The 21,190-nt window shown below is 50.5% G+C and carries 18 protein-coding genes; 7 read left to right on the top strand and 11 right to left on the bottom strand.

All coding sequences use genetic code 11. The features are described 5' to 3' along the window. Positions 1–5: 5 nt before the first annotated feature. The 11 genes from ACOTSW_RS02165 to ACOTSW_RS02115 form a co-directional block, all read right to left on the bottom strand. On the bottom strand, positions 6–632 hold the full coding sequence (locus ACOTSW_RS02165; protein WP_423680755.1) for a methyltransferase: 627 nt from the start codon (positions 630–632) through the stop codon (positions 6–8). A 3-nt stretch (positions 633–635) separates the two neighbouring features. Then, complete coding sequence (ubiB, locus tag ACOTSW_RS02160) at positions 636–2,201, bottom strand: ubiquinone biosynthesis regulatory protein kinase UbiB (RefSeq protein ID WP_423680754.1); 1,566 nt, start codon at positions 2,199–2,201, stop codon at positions 636–638. Continuing rightward, positions 2,198–2,770, bottom strand: coding sequence for a ubiquinone biosynthesis accessory factor UbiJ (locus ACOTSW_RS02155; protein WP_423680753.1), 573 nt, complete (start codon positions 2,768–2,770; stop codon positions 2,198–2,200). The genes ubiB and ACOTSW_RS02155 overlap by 4 nt, the downstream gene beginning before the upstream one ends. Before the next feature lie 199 nt (positions 2,771–2,969). Further along, positions 2,970–3,887 carry a Tim44 domain-containing protein gene (locus ACOTSW_RS02150; protein WP_423680752.1) on the bottom strand — a complete coding sequence of 306 codons (918 nt, stop codon included), beginning with the start codon at positions 3,885–3,887 and terminating at the stop codon, positions 2,970–2,972. Positions 3,888–3,917: 30 nt separating this feature from the next. After that, entirely contained in the window at positions 3,918–4,652 is a 735-nt protein-coding gene (gene ubiE, locus ACOTSW_RS02145; protein ID WP_423680751.1) for a bifunctional demethylmenaquinone methyltransferase/2-methoxy-6-polyprenyl-1,4-benzoquinol methylase UbiE, read from the bottom strand. A 188-nt stretch (positions 4,653–4,840) separates the two neighbouring features. Further along, positions 4,841–5,338: an energy transducer TonB family protein gene (locus tag ACOTSW_RS02140; RefSeq protein WP_423680749.1), complete on the bottom strand. Its 498-nt coding sequence runs from the start codon at positions 5,336–5,338 to the stop codon at positions 4,841–4,843. Between the two features lie 151 nt (positions 5,339–5,489). Beyond that, positions 5,490–5,912, bottom strand: coding sequence for a gamma-butyrobetaine hydroxylase-like domain-containing protein (locus ACOTSW_RS02135; protein ID WP_423680748.1), 423 nt, complete (start codon positions 5,910–5,912; stop codon positions 5,490–5,492). A 6-nt stretch (positions 5,913–5,918) separates the two neighbouring features. Further along, the gene (locus ACOTSW_RS02130; protein ID WP_423680746.1) at positions 5,919–6,365 is read right to left on the bottom strand and encodes an HIT family protein; all 447 of its coding nucleotides are present in this window, start codon (positions 6,363–6,365) and stop codon (positions 5,919–5,921) included. A gap of 3 nt (positions 6,366–6,368) precedes the next feature. Beyond that, complete coding sequence (locus tag ACOTSW_RS02125; protein WP_423680745.1) at positions 6,369–10,343, bottom strand: DUF3683 domain-containing protein; 3,975 nt, start codon at positions 10,341–10,343, stop codon at positions 6,369–6,371. Positions 10,344–10,783: 440 nt separating this feature from the next. Next, the gene (locus ACOTSW_RS02120; RefSeq protein WP_423680744.1) at positions 10,784–12,082 is read right to left on the bottom strand and encodes an HAD family hydrolase; all 1,299 of its coding nucleotides are present in this window, start codon (positions 12,080–12,082) and stop codon (positions 10,784–10,786) included. Between the two features lie 215 nt (positions 12,083–12,297). Continuing rightward, on the bottom strand, positions 12,298–12,789 hold the full coding sequence (locus tag ACOTSW_RS02115; RefSeq protein ID WP_423682231.1) for a YqaA family protein: 492 nt from the start codon (positions 12,787–12,789) through the stop codon (positions 12,298–12,300). 81 nt (positions 12,790–12,870) lie between these two features. On the opposite strand from ACOTSW_RS02115, the gene ilvA reads away from it, so the two are divergent. The 7 genes from ilvA to rapZ all read left to right on the top strand — a co-directional run bounded on the left by ilvA (position 12,871) and on the right by rapZ (position 21,082). Beyond that, positions 12,871–14,418 carry a threonine ammonia-lyase, biosynthetic gene (gene ilvA / locus ACOTSW_RS02110; RefSeq protein ID WP_423680743.1) on the top strand — a complete coding sequence of 516 codons (1,548 nt, stop codon included), beginning with the start codon at positions 12,871–12,873 and terminating at the stop codon, positions 14,416–14,418. 7 nt (positions 14,419–14,425) lie between these two features. Next, positions 14,426–15,274 (top strand): NADPH-dependent 7-cyano-7-deazaguanine reductase QueF, encoded by an 849-nt coding sequence (gene queF, locus ACOTSW_RS02105; protein ID WP_423680742.1) that lies wholly within the window; start codon positions 14,426–14,428, stop codon positions 15,272–15,274. Between the two features lie 55 nt (positions 15,275–15,329). Next, the gene (locus ACOTSW_RS02100; RefSeq protein WP_423680740.1) at positions 15,330–15,914 is read left to right on the top strand and encodes a hypothetical protein; all 585 of its coding nucleotides are present in this window, start codon (positions 15,330–15,332) and stop codon (positions 15,912–15,914) included. 95 nt (positions 15,915–16,009) lie between these two features. Continuing rightward, entirely contained in the window at positions 16,010–18,664 is a 2,655-nt protein-coding gene (locus ACOTSW_RS02095) for a sensor domain-containing phosphodiesterase (RefSeq protein ID WP_423680739.1), read from the top strand. Between the two features lie 102 nt (positions 18,665–18,766). Then, positions 18,767–19,240 (top strand): PTS sugar transporter subunit IIA, encoded by a 474-nt coding sequence (locus tag ACOTSW_RS02090; protein ID WP_423680738.1) that lies wholly within the window; start codon positions 18,767–18,769, stop codon positions 19,238–19,240. A gap of 41 nt (positions 19,241–19,281) precedes the next feature. Then, positions 19,282–20,223, top strand: coding sequence for an HPr(Ser) kinase/phosphatase (gene hprK / locus ACOTSW_RS02085; RefSeq protein ID WP_423680737.1), 942 nt, complete (start codon positions 19,282–19,284; stop codon positions 20,221–20,223). Between the two features lies 1 nt (position 20,224). After that, complete coding sequence (rapZ, locus tag ACOTSW_RS02080; protein ID WP_423680736.1) at positions 20,225–21,082, top strand: RNase adapter RapZ; 858 nt, start codon at positions 20,225–20,227, stop codon at positions 21,080–21,082. Positions 21,083–21,190 lie beyond the last annotated feature (108 nt).

The raw sequence follows: 21,190 nt of genomic DNA, 5'->3' as shown, positions 1-21,190 counted from the left end.
CAGCATTACCGGCCATTCGTGGCCTGATCGCGCTGCCAGACTTGCCAACGTTCCCGACCTTCGAATACGGCAATCGAATCGTTCACTGCCCGATCCGTCAGTAACGTGAAATGAGGTGACATTAATTCTTGCCAGGCATGATCTGATATGGAAAACGGCGGACCTTTCTTACTCGCATCAGCACTGTCATCAAAGAAAAAATAACCCGCCAGCAAAGCACCGGGAGACAGGAGTTCGATCCAGCGCCGCACAATATCCTGACGCCGCACAGGCGGCAGAGCACAGAAAAATGCACGTTCGTAAATCAGATCAAGCGCCGCAGCAGGCTGATATTCAAAGAAATCCGCTTCCGTCACATGGCGGCCCCACTCGCCTATCGCATTCTGTGCGCTCTTTACCGCAGCCGGAGAGAAATCAATTGCGGTCACATCCCAACCGGCCTGTGCCAGAAAAGCGGCTTCATAGCCGTTGCCGCAGCCCGGTATCAGCGTTCTCATTTTGCAACCGGCAGTCGCCACAAAATCACGCAAATCCTGAGGAACATCACCCTTGTCCCAAGGTGTGAAATTTTTGCTGAAACGTTCATCCCAAAAACACGGACTATTCGGGTCCCTGCTGATAAAATCCGCCATAACTCAGCCGAAAAAATAAAAATGCAGCAACAGCTGTGCTGCGATAACACCGGCAAACAGGCCGCCACCAAAGTAGATAATAACTCTCAACAAAGTATTGGTACTGCGCTGCTCAGACAATAATGCGGCAAGCATTTCATCACTATGACTTTGCTCGCCAGCCCGGCTCAGAGCCTGATGTGCAAGCCGTGGCAATTGCGGGAAAATGTGACTGTAACGTGGTGCTTCTGCTTTCAATTTGTCAATCAAGCCGCGCCAGCCTACCTGCTCATTCATCCAGCGTTCGAGATAGGGCTTTGCGGTTTTCCATAAATCGAGCTCAGGATCGAGCTGACGCCCCAGACCTTCAATATTGAGCAAAGTTTTTTGCAATAACACCAGTTGAGGCTGAACCTCGACGTTAAAACGGCGTGAGGTCTGAAACAGACGCAACAACACCTGACCAAAGGAAATATCTTTCAGCGGTCTATCGAAAATCGGCTCACAACAGGCGCGTACGGCAGCTTCCAGCTCATCCACGCGCGTCTCCTTCGGCGCCCAGCCTGACTCAATGTGCGCTTCAGCCACACGCTTATAGTCACGCCGGAAAAATGCCAGAAAATTTTGTGACAAATAGTCTTTGTCAAAGTCATTCAAGGTACCGACAATACCGAAATCAAGCGCAATATAGCGTCCGAAAGTGGCGGGATCGGTCGAAACCAGAATATTTCCCGGATGCATATCCGCATGAAAAAAACCGTCACGGAAAATCTGTGTAAAGAAAATCGTGACACCGTCACGTGATAATTTTGCCAGATCGACACCCGCCGCCTGCAATTTATCGATTTGCGAAATCGGTATGCCTTTCATGCGTTCCATGACGATGACAGACGGAGAACAGTAATCCCAGTACATTTCCGGCACCAGCAATAAATCAGAATTCAGGAAATTCCGTCGTAACTGGCTGCCGTTCGCGGCTTCCCGCATCAGATCGAGTTCGTCGTGCAGATATTTGTCAAACTCACCGACCACTTCTTTTGCCTTGAGACGCTTGCCGTCTGCCCATAAAGCTTCCAGCCACCCTGCCGCAACCTGCATCAGCGCAACATCTTTATCGATCGTGTCCTTCATGCCCGGACGCAGCACTTTCACTGCAACTTCACGACCATCCTTGAGCGTGGCGAAATGCACCTGGGCGATTGATGCCGATGCGACCGGAACGCGATCAAAACTCGCAAACAGTTCATCCGGATGAGCACCTAAGGATTTGGTAATCTGCGCGACTGCCAGATCAGGATCAAACGACGGCACACGATCCTGTAACTTTGCCAGTTCATCCGCGATATCAGGTGGCATCAGATCTCGCCGCGTAGAAAGCACCTGGCCCAGCTTCACAAAAATCGGCCCCAGATCCTCCAATGCCTTGCGCAAGCGTTCTCCACGGGGCGCCGATAAATCGCGCCAGAACAGCAGCGTCTCTATCAGGCGTGCAGTACGCGGGACTTTAAGACCGGAAATAGCGATTTCATCAATTCCGTAACGCAGCGTTACACGAATAATTTTAATTAGGCGTAAAAACTTCAATATCATCTGCGCGTCCTTTCGAGTTTCTCGATGCGCTTGATGAGACGCTCGACATCATCACGGGTTTTATTCACTTCTGCAGCCAATCCCTGTACGGCAGCGGGCCGAACCAGCATTGGGTTTTCTTCGAGAAAATACTCCGCCAGATTTTCCTGCAATTTGTTATGCGTCTGCTGTACAGTCTTCAACGCAGATTTAGCACCATCAACCATACGGACAGCAGCAATATCACCAAAAATTTTACTTAAATCAGCTTCAGCATCCCATTTTAATTCCTGACTTAAGTGAGAGATCGTATTTGCAAATTCGGCATCGCCTTCAATCTTGACGTAAGAAAATGCGCGTTCACGATTTTGCGCCATCAATGGCAAATCACTCAGTTTCACGCGAATTGTCACATCAGGTGACGTCTGGGTATCGGCAGATTCAAGGTATCCGTCAACTCCGACTCGCAAACGTAACTGGAATGTATGCAAATCAATACAGGCAATTTTGCCAGCATGTGGCAAAAGTTTATTTCTGGCCCATGTTTCCCGGGCCAGTAAATGATTAATGAAGGGAGCAGTTGAAATCATATCGTTGAGCAAAGACTGGCGCAGCTTTGTAGATTAATCAGGTGCTTACGAAAACACGATCTGAAAGATAAATCCGCGTCATTCTTAATAAAAAAACCGCCCGGCGAAATGGCGGGCGGTCTTTAGTTTAACAGCATATTTGGTCTGTTACGTTCGATCTGTATCAGGACTTATTAAATCAGATGAAATCCTGCTGACATCATAATTGCTGAATACCTGCGAGTACCCAACCACCCTGACCATTCATCGGTTTGGATAAGTTCCAGACCTCACTAAACGCTTCTGCCGGCGCATTCGCAGCTTCTTTGATCATACCGGTGAATTTTACGCTTGCCAGATGATCGCTGCCGACGTTTTCTATCCCCAGCAATTCAGCATCGATCGATACAACATCAGTCACATTTGCAGTTGCGCCGCGTTCCTGAATTTCCAGTTTCAGCTCTGCATACATTTCCGGTGTCGTGAACTCGCGCAAATCATTGATATCGGCCTTATCCCAGGCCGCTTGCAAACGTATGAAATACGTTTTCGCGTTACGCAGGAAAGCCGGCACATCAAAATCGGCAGGAATGCCCCAGTTAGCTGCTGGTGCGGCGGTAGAAGAGGTACCGCTCGCCTGATAAGCCTGTGGCTCCAGACGCGAACCGATTTCTGGCGTCGCAGCGGAAGGTACGCCCGCATAAGCTGGCGGAGCAAATGCCGACGGTGTATTCGTATTCGCTTTGTTACCGCGGAACAAACGGATAACGAAGAAAATCGCAAACGCGATCAGCGCAAATGTCAGCAAAGACCCTAACATGCTGGCCATCGCGCCACCCAGTCCGAAATGCGACAAAGCTGCGCCTAATAACGCACCGCCGATCAGACCGCCCACAATGCCTTTCCATGGGCTCGCTGGTTTAGGTGGGATCGCTGGTGCAGGAGCTGCGGCCGGTGCCTGCGCTGGACGGGCCTGATTAGCGTTATTGGTATTCGATGGCGGCGTGGCCTGACGCGAGACATTGCTTGACTGGCGACCAATAGAACCACCACTGCCAAGACGTTTGGCGTCGGCATCATGCATCGTCATTGCGAATGTGCTGGCAACCATCACCATGGCGAGTAAAAATTTCTTCATTGATGTCACTCCTTTTGCTTCGTCAGCGATTTAAAGTTTAATACCAGTGTGTAATGCGGCCACACCTGCCGTCAAATTAAAGTATTGCACTTTTTCAAGACCCGCCGTTTCCATCATGCCTTTCAGCGTTTCCTGATCAGGGTGCATGCGTATCGATTCTGCCAGATATCTGTAACTGTCCGCATCACCCGCAATTTTTTTACCCATCCACGGCAAAAAATTAAATGAATACAAATCGTATGGTTTTTGCAGAATTTCCGGCACTTTAGAAAATTCCAGTACCAGCAATTTCCCGCCCGGCTTTAACACACGCTGCATCTCAGCCAGAGCCTGATCTTTATGTGTCATATTACGCAAACCGAAAGCCACCGTGACGCGATCAAAATAATTATCCGGAAATGGCAGTTTTTCTGCGTCACACAGCAAGGTGGGGGTAATCAGGCCTTTATTCAAGAGGCGATCCCGGCCAACCCTCAACATGGATTCGTTAATATCCGTGTGCCAGACCTCACCGGTCTTCCCGGCTTGCTTAACAAATTCTTTCGTCAGATCACCAGTGCCCCCGGCAATATCCAGCACTTTGAAACCCGGACGTACACCAGCCTGAGCAATAGTGAACATTTTCCAGATACGGTGCAGACCGCCAGACATCACGTCATTCATGATGTCGTATTTCGCAGCCACCGAATGAAATACTTCGGCAACTTTATGCACCTTCTGGTCTTCTTCAACAGTGGTATAACCGAAATGGGTAGTATTACTCATGATCTCAAGACTCCTTTACGAAGTCGCATTATAGGGGAACTGCGACAGGCTGGGCAGCAGATTGGCGGAAAAAGGCTCACCAGCCTGCGCTTTAGCAAAAGGCTGGCGATGCAATCAAAAATGAGGGGAAAAGTTGGGAGAGAAAAGCCGCAGTGATACAAGAATATCTGCGCTTCCTACGGGTATTGTCATCCGGTACGCTGCGGTAACGCAATACTGCGGATCTGAAAACGTCCATCGTCGTTGAACAACCATGTTTCAGACATGTCGAGACGTCCGCCGCGTAATAATTGTGGATGTGGTTTAGGGAACGGAGCACTGTTTTTCAGACTCGCCAGAGCAGTTCTCTCAGCATCACGGTCTTTATTGCTGCGCTGAATCTGAGCGTTGATCAGATTACCGTCGGCATTGATGGAATAACGAACAACAACGACAGAACGCAGTAAAGGCTGCGGATTTTCAGAATAAACCTGCTGGCGATGCAGATGACTGATGCGATGCGCGACTTCCACCTTGTATGCATCGACCGTACGTGAAGCTGACACGGCTGACACCGATTCACTGCCTTTGCCGGTTTTGCCAGATTGTGCTCCGTTGACAGCTTTACCCGTGCTATTGCCTGTTTCGTTTGTTGAGCAAGCGACCAGCGCGCAGACAGTGACCATGCTCAGTATGCGTTTTTTCATGCTTATCGCTCCTGGAGTATTGATAGTTATGCAGCAAAAGAGATTCCGCTCCACGGAATCAGAGTTGATGAATCACCTTACTGCCAGTCTCTGTAATCGCCAAATTTTTATCGTAAGTAAAAGTAAAAAATGCGTCTCGAAGACGCATTTTTTAATGATGATGGCCGCAGGCACTGCCGGACTTGACCGCCATTGGCGCATCCCTGCCGCTCTCCCCCGGATAACCGGCTTCCTGCAAGCGCGTCAGATAGTCCTGCCATAGCTGATCCTGATTCTCGCCCAGCCAGTATAAGTAATCCCAGGAAAAGATACCTGAGCTGTGTTCGTCAGAAAATATTGGTTTAACGGCGTAATTACCGATGGGTTCCAGCGCCACCAGACTCACCTCGCGCTTGCCGGTTTGCAGCGTTTCCTGTCCGGGGCCATGTCCACGCACCTCAGCGGACGGTGAATAGACCCGTAATAACTCGAACGGCAAAGAATATTCTTTGCCATCGTCAAAAGAAATTTCCAGCACCTTCGATTGCGTACGTGCGTTCAGCGATGTTGGTTGTGGCTTACTATTACTCATCATTTCTGCCTAATAAAAATAGGAAACAAGCGCTGCACGTAACGCTGGCAGCAGTGCTCGACGCTCACTCAGCACCACGGCATCAGTGGCAGGCTTTTTTTGTGAAGCCCAAACGGAATCGGGAAAATGTAGATCGTCGGTGTAACGCGGAATGACATGCCAATGCAAATGCGGCACCATATTCCCCAGACTTGCCAGATTAATCTTCTGTGGTGCCATGACGTCGCGAATCGCCTGCTCGGTTTTGCAAACCGCCTGCATGAGAGCGGAACGATCCTCGACTGCTAAATCGGTCATTTCTTTCGCATGAGAGTTCCAGATCACGCGACAAAACCCGGGATAATTCGCATCATCCACCAAGACAACCCGTAACTTGTCGGTCTTGACGATGAGCTCACCGCCATCGACCTTACACAATTCACATGGAGGAACATCACTATCGATTAATACATTCATCGCTTATACCAATACTCTCTCAATGCCGCCATTATTCGCTCTCGCGACGTATTCCGGCAGCCAGTTTTCACCCAACAAATGGCGCGCCATTTCAACGACGATGTAATCGGCAGTCGTGCCGGCATCTTCGTTATAGCGGGATAAACCCTGGAGGCACGATGGACAAGAAGTGAGAATTTTCACATCACCATTAAAATCGTCTGCACGTAATTTATCGGCCCCTTTACGCATTTCCTCTTCTTTGCGGAAACGTACTTGTGTTGAAATATCCGGGCGGGTGATCGCCAGTGAGCCGGACTCACCACAGCAGCGTTCACTCTTTTCAATCTTGACATTACCCTCTGTCGTAATCAGCGAATTTACTGTTTTCACCGATTCCTGCAACTTCATCGGATTATGGCAAGGTTCGTGATACATATAACGCGTACCCGTGACACCCTCAAGTCTGACGCCTTTTTCCATCAGATATTCATGAATATCAATGATGCGGCAACCCGGGAAGATTTTTTCAAACTCATAGGTTTCCAGCTGGTCGTAACAGGTGCCACAAGACACAACGACGGTTTTGATATCCAGATAATTCAGCGTATTCGCCATGCGATGGAATAACACGCGGTTATCCGTCATCATCTTTTCCGCTTTATCAAACTGACCGCTGCCGCGCTGCGGATAGCCACAACACAGATAACCCGGTGGCAATACTGTCTGCACGCCAACATTCCACAACATCGCCTGCGTCGCCAGTCCTACCTGCGAGAACAAGCGTTCGGAACCGCAACCGGGGAAATAAAATACGGCCTCAGTGTCCGAGGTTGTAGTCTGGGGATTACGGATAATCGGGATGACTTTATCATCTTCAATATCAAGCAGGGCACGTGCGGTTTTCTTTGGCAAATTGCCCGGCATCTTTTTATTGATGAAGTGAATCACCTGCTCTTTAATGGGCGCTTTACCAACGGTCGCTGGCGGCATACGGGTCTGTTTTTTAGCGAACTTTTTCAGCAAATCATGACCAAAGCGCTGTGCTTTATAACCCCAGCCTATCATGACCTGACGCGTCGCATTGATCGTCGCCGGATCGGTGGCGTTCAGGAAAAACATCGTTGCGGCAGAACCTGGATTAAAGGATTTTTTCCCCATCTTCCGCAACAGATTGCGCATGTTCATCGACACATCGCCGAAGTCGATATCGACCGGACAAGGGTTCACGCATTTATGGCAGACGGTGCAATGATCTGCGACGTCTTCAAATTCTTCCCAGTGCTTAATCGAGACGCCGCGACGAGTTTGCTCTTCGTATAGAAAAGCCTCGACCAGCAAGGATGTCGCCAGAATTTTGTTACGTGGTGAATACAGCAGATTCGCGCGTGGTACATGCGTGGCACAAACCGGTTTGCACTTACCGCAACGCAGACAATCTTTCACGCTATTCGCAATTGCCCCGATATCGCTTTGCTGCATGATCAGCGATTCATGCCCCATCAGGCCAAACGACGGTGTGTAGGCGTTTCGCAGGTCAGCCGCAAAATCCGGCAGATTCAGCAATTTGCCTTTGTTGAAGCGGCCTTCCGGATCAATCCGTAATTTGTAGGCGCGGAAATCCTTGATCTCATCTTCGGTCAGGAATTCCAGTTTGGTAATACCTATACCGTGTTCACCAGAAATCACACCATTGAGAGAGCGCGCCAGCACCATGATGCGGGCCACCGCATGATGCGCGACCTGCAACATTTCATAGTCATCAGAGTTGACTGGTAAATTGGTATGCACATTGCCATCACCGGCATGCATGTGCAAGGCGACGAACACGCGGCTACGCAATACTTTTTTATGCAAAGCAACGCACTCATCGAGGATGAGTTTGAATGCGGCACCACTGAAAATCTGGCGCAATTGCGCGCGTATTTCCGTTTTCCACGAAATACGGACAGTTCTGTCCTGCACGACAGAAAACACGGTGGCGTCAGGCTGACGCTGCAAACGCTCATCAAACACAAAAGCCAGTTTATCGAGACCCAGTGCGATCAATTCGGCTTTTGCATCGATCAGCGGTTTGTCGAGATTATTCAGCACATAGGTCCAGCGGGCATGCGTTGCATCCAACAAGGCTTCGGTCTGATGAACCCGGTCTTCCAGCAATTCAGTCGCAGGAATATCGTCGCCATCAACGTCTTCACTTTTACCTAAAGGCAGATTGCCTTTTGCAAAAAAATCCTGCAGGGCGGCGACTAAGGCGAGTTTGTTTTGTATCGACAACTCGATATTGATACGCTCAATGCCATCCGTATATTCGCCCATACGATTGAGCGGAATGACCACGTCTTCATTGATTTTGAACGCGTTCGTATGCTTGGAAATCGCTGCTGTTTTAGCACGATCCAGCCAGAATTTTTTACGTGCTTCGGGGCTGACCGCAACAAAGCCTTCACCAACCCGTGTATTCGCCATGCGCACGACTTCAGATGCCGCCTGTGCTACCGCATTTTCGTCATCACCGACGATGTCGCCAAACAAGGCCATCTTAGGCAGTACGCCACGTTTCGATTTCGTGGTGTAACCCACCGCACGCAGATAACGTTCGTCCAGATGTTCAAGCCCGGCCAGGATAGCGCCGCCTTTTCTGGTTTCGCCATCGAGATAATCTTTGATCTCAACGATGCTGGGGATAGCGTCACGTGCCTGGCCGAAAAATTCCAGGCAGACAGTGCGCGCAAATTTCGGCATCTTGTGTAATATCCAGCGTGCCGACGTGATCAGACCATCGCAGCCCTCTTTCTGCACACCCGGCAAACCGGCCAGGAATTTATCGGTAACATCTTTACCAAGTCCTTCTTTGCGGAAGACGCGGCCTTTGATCTCCAGTTGCTCGGTTTTGAATGGCTGCTTTTCACCGGGATGTCGCCATTCGAGCCTGAACTTCGCGACTTCGACATCATGAATTTTGCCGAGATTATGTTCGAGACGGGTTACTTCCAGCCAGTCGCCATTCGGATCAACCATTTTCCATGACGCAAGGTTGTCTAATGCTGTTCCCCACAACACCGCTTTCTTGCCGCCCGCATTCATTGCGACGTTACCGCCGACGCACGAAGCCTCAGCAGACGTGGGGTCAACGGCAAATACAAACCCGGCTTTTTCAGCCGCATCCGACACACGCTTGGTAACAACACCAGCGCCGGAATAAATCGTTGCGTAGTCACGATCCACACCCGGCAAGCGCGTCATTTCAACCGCACCAAGGTGCTCGAGTTTTTCCGTGTTAATGACCGCAGATAAAGGCGTCAGCGGAATGGCACCACCCGTATAACCAGTGCCGCCGCCACGCGGAATAATTGTCAGCCCAAGCTCAATACAGCTTTTCACCAGACCAGCCATCTCCTCTTCTGTATCCGGCGTCAGCACAACGAACGGATATTCGACGCGCCAGTCGGTGGCATCGGTGACATGCGATACACGGCTCAGACCATCAAACTTGATATTGTCTTTGGCAGTGTAGCGCGATAACAGCTTATTCGCCTTTTTACGTAAATCGTACGTATCGCGGAATTCCTGCGAAAAATCGGCGACGGCTTTGCGCGCCGCCAACACCAGTGTTTCGACACTGTTGCTGCGCTCCGCATCGTCATCGTTCGCGGTATTCAAACGGCGTTTTTCCACTTCACCCAGACGATGGTTCAGTGCATCGATTAAATCCTGACGGCGCTTGGGATTATCCAGCATATCGTCTTGCAGATACGGATTACGCCGTACCACCCAGATATCGCCCAACACTTCATACAACATGCGGGCAGATCGCCCGGTCTGCCGCTTCCCGCGCAATTTATCCAGCAACTGCCAGGCATCCTCACCGAGCAGACGGATGACGATTTCACGATCAGAAAATGAGGTGTAGTTATAGGGAATTTCCCGGACACGGGTAGGCAAAGCGCCCTGCGGCGACTCGGCATGCAGGTGAGGTATCTGGACTGGAGCGTTCATGTATGGCGTGGTTTGGCGATGACAGACAACGCAATCAAACTGCCGGCAAACCACCGCCAGCTCAATGCCTTACATCCGTCTGAGGTTTCTCAAAGGCCTATTCTAACTTATTGCGATGCACCACGCGGCAACAGCCTTGAAGTTTGTACGGCTATGGGCTTATTTTGTGGCTATTCACCAAAGTTTATTTCGTTGCGATGCCAATTTTTAAGAAAATGAATGAAAATTTCATCGTCATACAAAATTGGTCAATGGAAAAATATCACCATTTTTGCTAAAAACTTTCAGTGACCAAAGCTGGTCGCCAGGCCGGATGACTTACACGCCTTCGGATGTTTTCCACGTACCAAAGATAATGACTGGCTGTATGTCTCAATAAAAATCCCGGGGACCAGCCGGTGCCCGGGATTTTGCTCACTCAGCGAATATGATCAGGTGATTCAGCCTAACAATGCGCCGGCAGTTTTACCGAATTTCAGCGTGGTTTCCACTGGAAGCCAGTTACCTGTCGACTCCTGGCGGCCTTGCAGCAGGAAGCGCGGATGCGCGTCTTTCAGTGCGTCGGCTGCGGCCTTCGATAATTCACCAATTTTGCCTTTTTTCAGACGATTGACGACCAGACCAATCTCGGTGTCAGGAAAGTCACGCAGCATATCGTAATCACCATCGCTGTCGCCGGCAACAAACACCGGACCATAGCCTTTTTGCGCAACCAGCTCACGTTTGATCACCGCGGTTTTACCTGGTCCCCAATTCAAAGGCCAGTCTTTGCGGTAAGCATTTTTATAGACATCGCCGTTTTGTTCGAGGCGCAAACCCAGCACATTCTCGCGTTTGACGTGATAACCATACTTAGGATTGGTCGCAAATACAGCAACCACGTCTTCCAGAGAAGCCGTACTGACATAGACGTCGAAACCATGGTGGCGGAAGGTATCCATCAGTGTCGCGATTTCCGTGCATAAACGTATACCGTGGAAATGTGTGGTGGTGACGACACCCGCCACACCGGGTAAGGAAGCCGGACTGGTGTACTTAGTCTTAGTCAGGCTCATGCCGAGATTGGCGTCATTCGATGCCTCTGTCAGCGCGCTGACTTCAGGCACAGTCATATTCGCAAAGAAGTAGATCACCCACGGATATCCGACGTTGACGCCATGCGTGTCATTGACGGCCTCATACAGAAAATACAGCTTGGCGCGGAAATCTTGGAATTGCGGTGTTTCGCTGATCTCTTCCAGCGTGCGGTTTCCGGCCATACCTTTGTAATTTGCGTGCAGGAATGCATAGTCACTGTCGAGGTCGGCACAGATACTTGCAAGATCCACTACTTTGCCTGACGCATTTTTATAATCAGGCGCAAAGTTCCCGGCAGGGACATTCTGACGAATGATCGCAGAGAATTCTGTCGGGCTCAGTTTGAAGGCCAGATGGTTGATCTGGTACATCAGCAAAGCTTCTTCGCAGTCGTTCATGATGCTGGTGTTATCCCAGTCGAACACCGCATAGGGCTTACGTTTCGGGTTATAAGTCTTGCTGCTGATACCGTGTTTGGCGATCAGTGCACTCACCATTTCACGGTTACGCGGCGCCCATTTTGCGGCATCCAGATACACATTCGCCACTGTCGCTGGTTTTGCCATCGCTGGCGTCGCCAGTGCGGCACCCGCCGCTGTAGCGACCAGACCTTGCAAAAATCCCCGGCGTGGTTGCTTGCTGATCGATTCTCTGTCTTGCATTTAATTTCCTTGTGTTGAGCATGTCTGTCGCAATGCCAGGGAATGCACCTGGCAACCAGTCAGCAAAAAACATCGTTTTACGCTGCAGGCTAAGGATCATAGGCAACAATTGTGACAGGCTCGTAAAATGGAAAAATTTTCAGATAAAAATCTGTCTTTCCCTCAATGACAAGGAAATTTCTGTTGTAAATGAAACGAGATGAAAACCGGACAGATCAGAAAATGAACTTGGCAACACTGTGCCAGAAACCATCCGGTACACTGAGCAGCAAAAAACTCACCGTCAGGTAACGCAGAAACTTTCCAAGCGCCATATACGCGACGCTGGGCCAGAAGGGAAGTTTCAGCCACCCTGCCAGCGTACAGATAGGATCGCCGATGACCGGAAGCCAGGACAGCAGCATGGTTTTGGCGCCGAACTGCTGCAACCATGAAAACCAGAAGCTCTGCCGCTCATGATGAAAGGCCCGGTTGGCGGCATAACCCATCGCGTAATCAACCACACCGCCCAGCGTGTTACCCAGCGTCGCCACCAGCATGGCGGGCCAGAACAATTCCGGATTCGCTTTGATCACCGCAAATACCGCGGGTTCTGAGCCCATAGGGATCAGCGTGGCAGAAATAAAACTGATAATAAATACCGAGCTGAGCCCAACTTCGGGCAGCGCCAATACGCCAAACAACCAGTGCACACCTGCTTCTATCATGTCATTCCGAAGGTAAGCTGAAATGACATCCATTATAATAGGAGCCTTGTCGCCTACCATTTCACTCACTTTCTCAAGCATATGAGCACCGATTATCTTAAAAAAATCCTGACTGCTCGCGTCTATGACGTGGCATTTGAAACACCGCTGGAATTCGCTCCCAGCCTGTCAGCGCGGATGGATAATCGAATTATGTTCAAGCGTGAAGATATGCAGAGTGTCTTCAGCTTCAAGTTGCGGGGTGCCTACAACAAGATCGCACATCTGACTCCGGCACAACTCAAACGCGGCGTTATCTGCGCCTCCGCCGGCAATCACGCGCAGGGGGTTGCACTGAGTGCGCGCCGCGTCGGTTGTAAAGCGGTCATCGTGATGCCGACCACCACTCCACCGGTCAAAATTGATGCGGTTCGTGCGCATGGTGGTGATAACGTTGAAATCGTCCTGTTCGGTGATTCGTATTCAGACGCTGCAGCCTATGCCTCTGAACTGGAAAAGAAACGCAAACTCACTTTCGTGCATCCTTTTGACGATCCTGACGTGATCGCAGGACAAGGCACCATCGGCATGGAAATTTTGCGTCAGCATTCTGCACCTATCCACGCAATTTTTGTCGCTATTGGCGGCGGCGGTCTGATTTCAGGCGTCGCGGCATACGTCAAAGCGATACGTCCGGAAATCAAAATTATCGGCGTACAGACCGTTGACTCGGATGCGATGGCACGTAGCCTGAAAGCCGGCAAACGCGTGGCGTTGAGCGATGTCGGCTTGTTCTCTGACGGTACCGCGGTCAAGCTGGTTGGTGAAGAAACCTTCAGGCTCGCAAAAATGTATGTCGATGACATCATCACCGTGGATACCGATGCCGTCTGTGCGGCGATCAAGGATGTATTTCAGGATACACGCAGCATTCTTGAGCCTGCCGGCGCGCTGGCGGTTGCCGGTTGTAAGGCGTATATCGAACGCGCCAAAGCAAATAAAAAGCCACTGAAAAATGAAACTCTGGTGACCATAGCCTGCGGCGCGAATATGAACTTCGACCGCCTGCGCTTCGTTGCTGAACGCGCGGAAGTCGGTGAAGCACGTGAAGCCGTGTTTGCCGTCACTATTCCAGAAGAACGCGGTAGTTTCCGGCGTTTTTGTGAACTGGTCGGCGACCGTAATGTCACCGAATTCAATTACCGCATCAATGATGAAAAGAACGCGCATATCTTCGTCGGCATCCAGGTCAACGGTCGCCCAGAATCCGGCAAGATCGCCAGAAATTTTGAAAAACATGGTTTTCCGACCTTAGACCTGAGCGACGACGAACTGGCAAAAATGCATATCCGCCATCTGGTCGGCGGTAAAAGTGCGCTGGCAGAAAACGAATTACTGTACCGCTTTGAGTTCCCGGAACGTCCCGGTGCCCTGACCCGCTTCCTGAACAGCATGGCGCCGAACTGGAATATCAGCCTGTTCCACTATCGTAATCATGGCGCGGATTACGCGCGGATTCTGGTGGGATTGCAGGTACCGAAAAAAGAAATGAAAGTTTTCCGGGAATTTTTATCGACACTCGGCTATCAATACTGGGATGAAAGCAATAATCCTGTCTATCAATTATTTTTAGGCCAACAGCCAAACTGACTTTGCAATGACTGAATCAACATCCGGCAATCTGCCCGAGCAATCCCTGCTCGGCAAAGCCGCCACCTACAAAGCAGAATACGACCCTTCGCTGTTGTTTCCGATTCCCCGTTCGGGCAAGCGCGAAGAGATAGGCGTCGGTGCTACCCTGCCGTTCTTCGGTGTCGATATATGGAATGCGTACGAGGTGTCGTGGCTGAATTTGCGCGGCAAACCGCAAGTCGCGATAGCGACCATCACGGTGCCGGCTGATTCGCCAAACATCATCGAATCCAAGTCATTCAAGCTGTACCTGAATTCGTTTAACCAGACAAAACTGGCTGGCAGCGACGCGTTAGTCAGCTTGCTGCAAGCGGATTTGTCGGCGGCTGCCGGAGCACCAGTGCATGTACAACTGACGCTGTCTGACAATTTCGGCTCACTGACGATGGCAGAACTCGAAGGCACGTTGCTCGACAGACTTGATATCGAAGTGAATTCGTATACGCCGGCACCGGAATTGCTACACGCCAATCACGCAGAAGCGATCGTTGAAGAAACACTGATTTCTCATTTACTGAAATCCAACTGTCTCGTCACTGGTCAGCCTGACTGGGGCAGCGTGCAGATACACTATGTCGGCGCACAGATTGATCAGGAAAGCCTGTTGCGCTATCTGATTGGTTTTCGCAATCACAATGAATTTCACGAACAGTGTGTCGAACGTATTTTTGTTGATATTATGCGCCACTGCAAGCCGCAGAAATTATCCGTGTATGCACGTTATACCCGGCGCGGTGGACTCGATATCAATCCCTGGCGCAGTAATTTTTCGACAGGAAAAAAACCCGGCAATGAACGGAATGCACGACAGTAAGCGTTAGATATCAGATCGAACGGGCCGCCCATTTTTTTATTTTTCTGAATTGATTATGTCTATTTCCAAGATCTCATTTTTATATCGTTTCTTTTGTCTCTCAGCTCTGTTGCTGGCTTTCGGCGGTACTGTACAGGCGAAACAAAAAGAAGATGAAAGCTGGTGGGACAGCAGCAAAGCAAAAGCGCAAAACATCCTCGACAAAGGCGACTTATCGATACTGCTATCCGGCTACGCCCATCACGGTCGCAACACTTACACCCGTGAGCGCCTGGCCGAACTCAATGAGCGCGCATGGGGGTTAGGCTTTGCAAAAACAATCCGGAATGAAAAAGATAATGAAGAATTGCTGTATGCAATGATGATTTCAGACTCTCATTTCAAACCGCAACCCATGGCAGGTTATGCCTACCAATGGATGAAACCTTTATCTGAAAAACTGGAAGTCGGCGTCGGTGCCACTGCCTTGTTAATCAGCCGCGCTGATTACTTCTCTGGCGTGCCGTTTCCGGCAGTATTGCCGATCGCATCCATAGGTACCCGCAAAAGTAAATTAATGGCGTCCTATGTTCCCCGCATCTCACAAAATAAAGGAAATGGTGACGTTCTGTTGTTATTTGTGCGTCTGGATCTGAACTAAACAATTGACGAAGCGGCTAAGAGTTTGTCATGATTGATGACATAAATTGCCATAGCACAATAACGAAAGATTGAACAGATTCCAGAATTGTTGTCGTGAAATTGCCTCCCCCACTCCTGAGCAGCAACATTCCTGCGTACATCCTGGATGACGAATGGCACGCAACATTGCTGGAGCAGCATCCGGATGCGGTCTATGTATTGATCGATGATCGTATTGCGTATGCAAATCCTGCTGCTCTGGCCTTGATGAAGGCAGCCGATCTAGTACAGGTGCTGGGTCTGAAGCCGGAAGCCTTCTTAGTTGCCAGACCTCCCGGCATCGAGCGCATACAGAACCCCGGCAATCATGACGGACTGCAGTTTTATCAATGTATCGCGCTCGATGGGCAACAGCTGGAAATCGAGGTCCGCATTGTCAGCTTTGACTATCAGGGGCAGCCAGCAACGCTGCTGAGTGCCCGCGAAACGCACAGACATGGTCTGCAGGTGTTCAGCCGTCATGGAAATGACGCGGTAGACGAGAAAGCCAGCAGAATTCACGAAGCACTGCATCACGAGAAAGAAATTCTCGAAATGATTGCGCTGGACAAACCCTTAGCGCACATACTGGAAGATGTCTGTGACCGCATGGAACGCCTGCTGGACAACGATGCCCTCTGCGCCATCAGTCTGTTCGATCAGACCAGCAGGCAAATCACGATCGGTGCAGCACCTTCACTGCCTGAGACCTTCTCTTCGCTGCTCAACAATATCGAAGTCGGTACAGATAGTTGCACGGCTGCGGCGGCAATCCATTACAACCGGCTGACCATTGTTCAGGATATTGCTCATAGTCCTTTGTGGGAAAAGTTCAAAATCAGCGCCCTTGAACACGGCTTAATGGCATGCTGGTCTTATCCTATCAGTACCGCGTTTAACAGTGTACTGGGCACGGTCGATGTCTATTACCGGCACAAACATAGTCCGGGTGAAGATGAGCAGGCAATGATCATCGATGCCTGCGACCTGATCGGTCTGGCGATCGACAAAAAGAACATGGAGCAGACGCTGGAAGAAAGCGAAGAGCGCTATCGTTCCGTCGTCACCAATCTTTCCGAAGGTATTATGGTGGTTGCGCCAGGCGGAGAAATCCTGACCAGCAACCCAAGCGCGCTCAGAATCCTGAAGATAGACGATATGAATAAAATCAGTCGTCACCGGCGTTACTTCAAGCGGCTGATGAATGAAGACGGAACAACTATACGGCTGGGAAATGATCCCGCATCTTCTGTTGTGCGTACCGGCAAGCCAATACTGAATCTATCCATCAGTCTGGAATTAATTGATGGCTCGGTCGTCTGGCTGCTGGTGAATTGCTTCCCGATTTTTAAAAAACGCAGCACGTCTGTTTCTGCAGTGTTACTGTCTTTTACCGACACAACCGAAGTCCGCGAGACGCAGCAACAGTTAAAATTTATGGCATCGTTTGATGCACTGACCGGTTTGCCTAACCGCCATCAGCTCAATTTACGACTAACCAGAGCCCTCGCAGATTCGCAGCAAAAAAATCAAAGTGTGGCTTTGTTATTTCTGGATCTCGATCGCTTCAAATACGTCAATGACACGGCCGGACACGCCGCCGGAGACAGCTTGCTGCGCGACGTCGCAAAACGTCTGAGTTCATGCATACGTACCACCGATCTGCTGGCCCGCTTGGGTGGCGATGAATTTGTGATCGTCGCCGAAAATGTCGAAGATGCGCAATATCTGCGTGATCTCAGTGAGCGTGTGCTGGCCAGAATGCGCGACCCCTTCATCATCGACGGCAATGAGTATTATCTCGGCACCTCCATCGGTATCAGCATCTCGCCGCATGACGGACAGGATGCCTCGACTCTGATGCTGTGCGCCGATTCTGCGATGTATCACGCTAAAGAACTGGGCCGGAATAACTATCAGTTTTTCACAACGGAACTCAATGTCCGCGCCCAGCACCGCTACACGCTGGAAACGAATCTGCGACGTGCCCTGACCGAACAGGAATTCCTCGTTTATTATCAGCCCAAAATTTCTCTGCAAACATCGCGTATCGTCGGTGCAGAAGCACTGATACGCTGGCAGATGCCTGGTCAGGGGCTGATCCCGCCTGATGAATTCATACCGATTTCTGAAGAGATTGGTCTTATTCTGCCGCTGGGACGCTGGGTGCTGGAACAAGTCTGCCAGCAGACGAAATACTGGCGGGAACATCTTGTGCCGGATCTGGTGGTCAGCGTGAATATTTCCCCGCGTCAGTTTCAGGATGCAACGCTGTGCGATTTTATTGCAGCAACTTTACAAAAAACTGGTTTACCGCCTGCTGCTTTGCAACTGGAAATCACCGAAGGTCTGCTGATGGGTGAAATCGATCGCCTTTTACCTATGTTTCATACGATTAAAGCGCTGGGCGTGAGTATCTCACTCGATGATTTTGGTACCGGCTTTTCTTCCTTATCGTATCTGCAACGCTTCCCTATCGACAACCTGAAAATTGACCGTTCATTTATCAACAAAATACCGGAAAATCAGGATTCCGTCGTTCTGACACACGCGATTATCGCGATGGCCAACGCCCTCGGTATGAGTATTACGGCCGAAGGGGTGGAAAATGCAGAGCAAATGTTTTTCCTGACCGATTCCGGGTGTCAGGAAATGCAGGGGTATTATTTCAGTAAGCCCTTACCCGTAGAGCAATTTGAAAAACTGTTGCGGAACAACCGGCAGCAGTGAAGTTGCGCTGATTTGCCGCCCCCTCCAAAGCAGCCTATAATTCGGATCGCATCTGCTTCGCCTTTGCACACGAAACTCTCTGCTGTAATCCGATCTTGCACTATGACGAATATCGCCAAAATTCTTCCCCTCGCCAACGTACTGCTGGACCTGGAAATTTCCAGTAAAAAACGTGCATTCGAGCAAGCAGGACTGTTATTTGAAAACAATTGCGGCATCGCCCGTTCCACCGTTTCCGATAATCTGTTTGCACGCGAGCGTCTGGGCTCTACCGGACTTGGTCATGGCGTGGCTATTCCACATGGACGTATCAAGGGGCTGAAAGCACCGATTGCAGCATTGGTCCGGCTGAAAGACGGGATTCCGTTTGAATCGCCGGATGGGCAGGTGGTCACATTGCTGATTTTCCTGTTAATGCCCGACAATGTGACGCAGCAACATCTGGAAATACTGTCCGAAATTGCCGAGATGCTGTCGAATGAAAGCTTCCGTAACGAATTAAATACCGAAGCCAGTGCCAGCGTCGTACACGAAAAAATCCTCGCCTGGCGTCCGGACGTCTCTACCGTCTCCTGACGCCTCAGATTGTTGTCGTCTGATTTTTTTATTGCTTATCCATGCCCTTACTCACTGAATTAACGATACAAAAAATTTACGATGACAACCGCGACATCATGCAGCTCGGCTGGTTCGCCGGCTTTGCAGGTGCCGACAAACAAATCATCGGTGATGCCGCCTCCTCTGCCGATCAGGTCGGACATCTGAATCTGATTCACCCTGGTCGTATTCAGGTGCTCGGACCGCAGGAATTAGCCTACTTTGAACGTTTATCGAGTGCATCCCGCGCCAACCTTTTCCGCGAACTGGTGGCAGGTGAACCACCGGCGCTGATCGTCGCTCAGGGACTGGATTCGCCACCGGAATTTCTGACTGCCTGTGACGATAACAATATCGCCCTGTTTTCCACACCTTATCCGTCGGCGCAGGTGATTGATTATCTGCGTGTGTATCTGTCGAAAAAGCTGGCACAGAAAATCACCATGCATGGCGTCTTCATGGACGTACTGGGCGTGGGTGTACTGATCACCGGCGAATCTGGTCTGGGTAAAAGTGAACTCGGGCTGGAGCTGATTTCCCGCAGCCACGGGCTGGTGGCGGACGATGCGGTTGAATTTTCACGTATCGCGCCGAACATGATAGAAGGCCGCTGTCCGGAACTATTACAAAATCTGCTGGAAGTCCGCGGTCTGGGTCTGCTCGATATCAAAACGATATTCGGTGAAACCGCCGTACGCCGCAAAATGCGTCTGAAACTGATCGTGCATCTGGTTCGCCGCAGCACACTCGAAGATAATTACGAACGACTGCCTATCGATTCGCAAACCGAAGAAGTGCTGGGACTGCCTATACGCAAAGTCGTGATTCCGGTTGCAGCAGGTCGAAATATCGCCGTTTTGCTGGAAGCAGCGGTACGCAATACGATATTGCAATTGCGCGGTATTAATACGCTGGAAGACTTCATGGAACGCCAGCGCCGCGCGATGGAGGCGGGAGACTGACATGCAAATCCTGCTGATCTCAGGTATTTCCGGCTCAGGAAAATCGGTTGCTTTGAATGTGCTGGAAGACGCCGGCTATTACTGCGTCGATAATTTACCGCCCAGCTTGTTGCCTGAGCTGATCAGAACTTTATCGAATGAACCGCTGGTAGCCGTGGCAATTGATTCGCGCAGCGCCAGTCAGCTGACCGGCGTTCTGGATACAAAGCAGGTATTAACCAACGCCGGGCACGAAGTCAGAATGCTGTTTCTCACGGCCAGCACCGATTCTCTGGTCGCCCGCTTTTCCGAAACACGGCGTAGTCACCCCCTCTCACACCGGCTGGGGCGGGAAAACTCTTCCATCGAAAGACTGAGTCTGATGGAGTGTATAGAGGAAGAACGCGAAATTCTGGCAGAAATTCAGGCCTTAGCCCATGTCATCGACACCACCGACCTCAGCGCCAATCAGTTGCGTAGCTGGGTCAAGAACATGATAGACATGCCGCATGCGCCATTGACGCTGATGTTTGAATCCTTTGCATTTAAACGCGGCGTGCCGCTTGATGCTGATTACGTTTTCGACGTCAGGATGCTGCCGAATCCTCATTATGATCTGGCACTGCGGCCACTGACCGGGCGCGATGCGCCTGTTGTTGACTATCTGGACAATCAGGCCATGGCGCAGGATATGTATGCAGATATTCTGGCTTTCCTGACGAAATGGATACCGTCGTTCAAAGACGACAATCGCAGTTACCTGACCATTGCGATCGGTTGTACCGGCGGTCAGCATCGCTCGGTGTACATGGTAGAAAAACTGAGCCGCCACTTCCAGCAGTCAGAGCAGGTGCTGGTCAGACACCGCAGGCTGCACTGACCGCACTGGCCTCGCGGGCTATTGTGAGTAATAAATATACTCCCCCGGGTATCTAAAAACCCCGTTTGTTTATAAGGACATCAACGGGGTTTTCTTAAAAAGAGGGGG

Origin of the sequence: Undibacterium sp. WLHG33, from assembly GCF_049544815.1 — a bacterium.
GTDB lineage: Bacteria > Pseudomonadota > Gammaproteobacteria > Burkholderiales > Burkholderiaceae_D > Undibacterium.
The sequence above is the reverse complement of the archived record's forward strand: the minus strand, read 5'-3'. Positions and strand labels throughout refer to the sequence as shown.

What these genes read in the sequence shown, in the direction of transcription:
- ACOTSW_RS02135 (WP_423680748.1), bottom strand. Translation starts at nt 5,912, where the DNA reads ATGATGAGTAATAGTAAGCCACAACCAACATCGCTGAACGCACGTACG.
- ilvA (WP_423680743.1), top strand. Translation starts at nt 12,871, where the DNA reads ATGAGCACCGATTATCTTAAAAAAATCCTGACTGCTCGCGTCTATGAC.
- ACOTSW_RS02100 (WP_423680740.1), top strand. Translation starts at nt 15,330, where the DNA reads ATGTCTATTTCCAAGATCTCATTTTTATATCGTTTCTTTTGTCTCTCA.
- ACOTSW_RS02150 (WP_423680752.1), bottom strand. Translation starts at nt 3,887, where the DNA reads ATGAAGAAATTTTTACTCGCCATGGTGATGGTTGCCAGCACATTCGCA.
- ACOTSW_RS02125 (WP_423680745.1), bottom strand. Translation starts at nt 10,343, where the DNA reads ATGAACGCTCCAGTCCAGATACCTCACCTGCATGCCGAGTCGCCGCAG.
- ACOTSW_RS02155 (WP_423680753.1), bottom strand. Translation starts at nt 2,770, where the DNA reads ATGATTTCAACTGCTCCCTTCATTAATCATTTACTGGCCCGGGAAACA.
- ACOTSW_RS02165 (WP_423680755.1), bottom strand. Translation starts at nt 632, where the DNA reads ATGGCGGATTTTATCAGCAGGGACCCGAATAGTCCGTGTTTTTGGGAT.
- ubiE (WP_423680751.1), bottom strand. Translation starts at nt 4,652, where the DNA reads ATGAGTAATACTACCCATTTCGGTTATACCACTGTTGAAGAAGACCAG.
- ACOTSW_RS02140 (WP_423680749.1), bottom strand. Translation starts at nt 5,338, where the DNA reads ATGAAAAAACGCATACTGAGCATGGTCACTGTCTGCGCGCTGGTCGCT.
- ACOTSW_RS02115 (WP_423682231.1), bottom strand. Translation starts at nt 12,789, where the DNA reads ATGATAGAAGCAGGTGTGCACTGGTTGTTTGGCGTATTGGCGCTGCCC.
- ACOTSW_RS02120 (WP_423680744.1), bottom strand. Translation starts at nt 12,082, where the DNA reads ATGCAAGACAGAGAATCGATCAGCAAGCAACCACGCCGGGGATTTTTG.
- ACOTSW_RS02130 (WP_423680746.1), bottom strand. Translation starts at nt 6,365, where the DNA reads ATGAATGTATTAATCGATAGTGATGTTCCTCCATGTGAATTGTGTAAG.
- ubiB (WP_423680754.1), bottom strand. Translation starts at nt 2,201, where the DNA reads ATGATATTGAAGTTTTTACGCCTAATTAAAATTATTCGTGTAACGCTG.
- hprK (WP_423680737.1), top strand. Translation starts at nt 19,282, where the DNA reads ATGCCCTTACTCACTGAATTAACGATACAAAAAATTTACGATGACAAC.
- queF (WP_423680742.1), top strand. Translation starts at nt 14,426, where the DNA reads ATGACTGAATCAACATCCGGCAATCTGCCCGAGCAATCCCTGCTCGGC.
- ACOTSW_RS02090 (WP_423680738.1), top strand. Translation starts at nt 18,767, where the DNA reads ATGACGAATATCGCCAAAATTCTTCCCCTCGCCAACGTACTGCTGGAC.
- rapZ (WP_423680736.1), top strand. Translation starts at nt 20,225, where the DNA reads ATGCAAATCCTGCTGATCTCAGGTATTTCCGGCTCAGGAAAATCGGTT.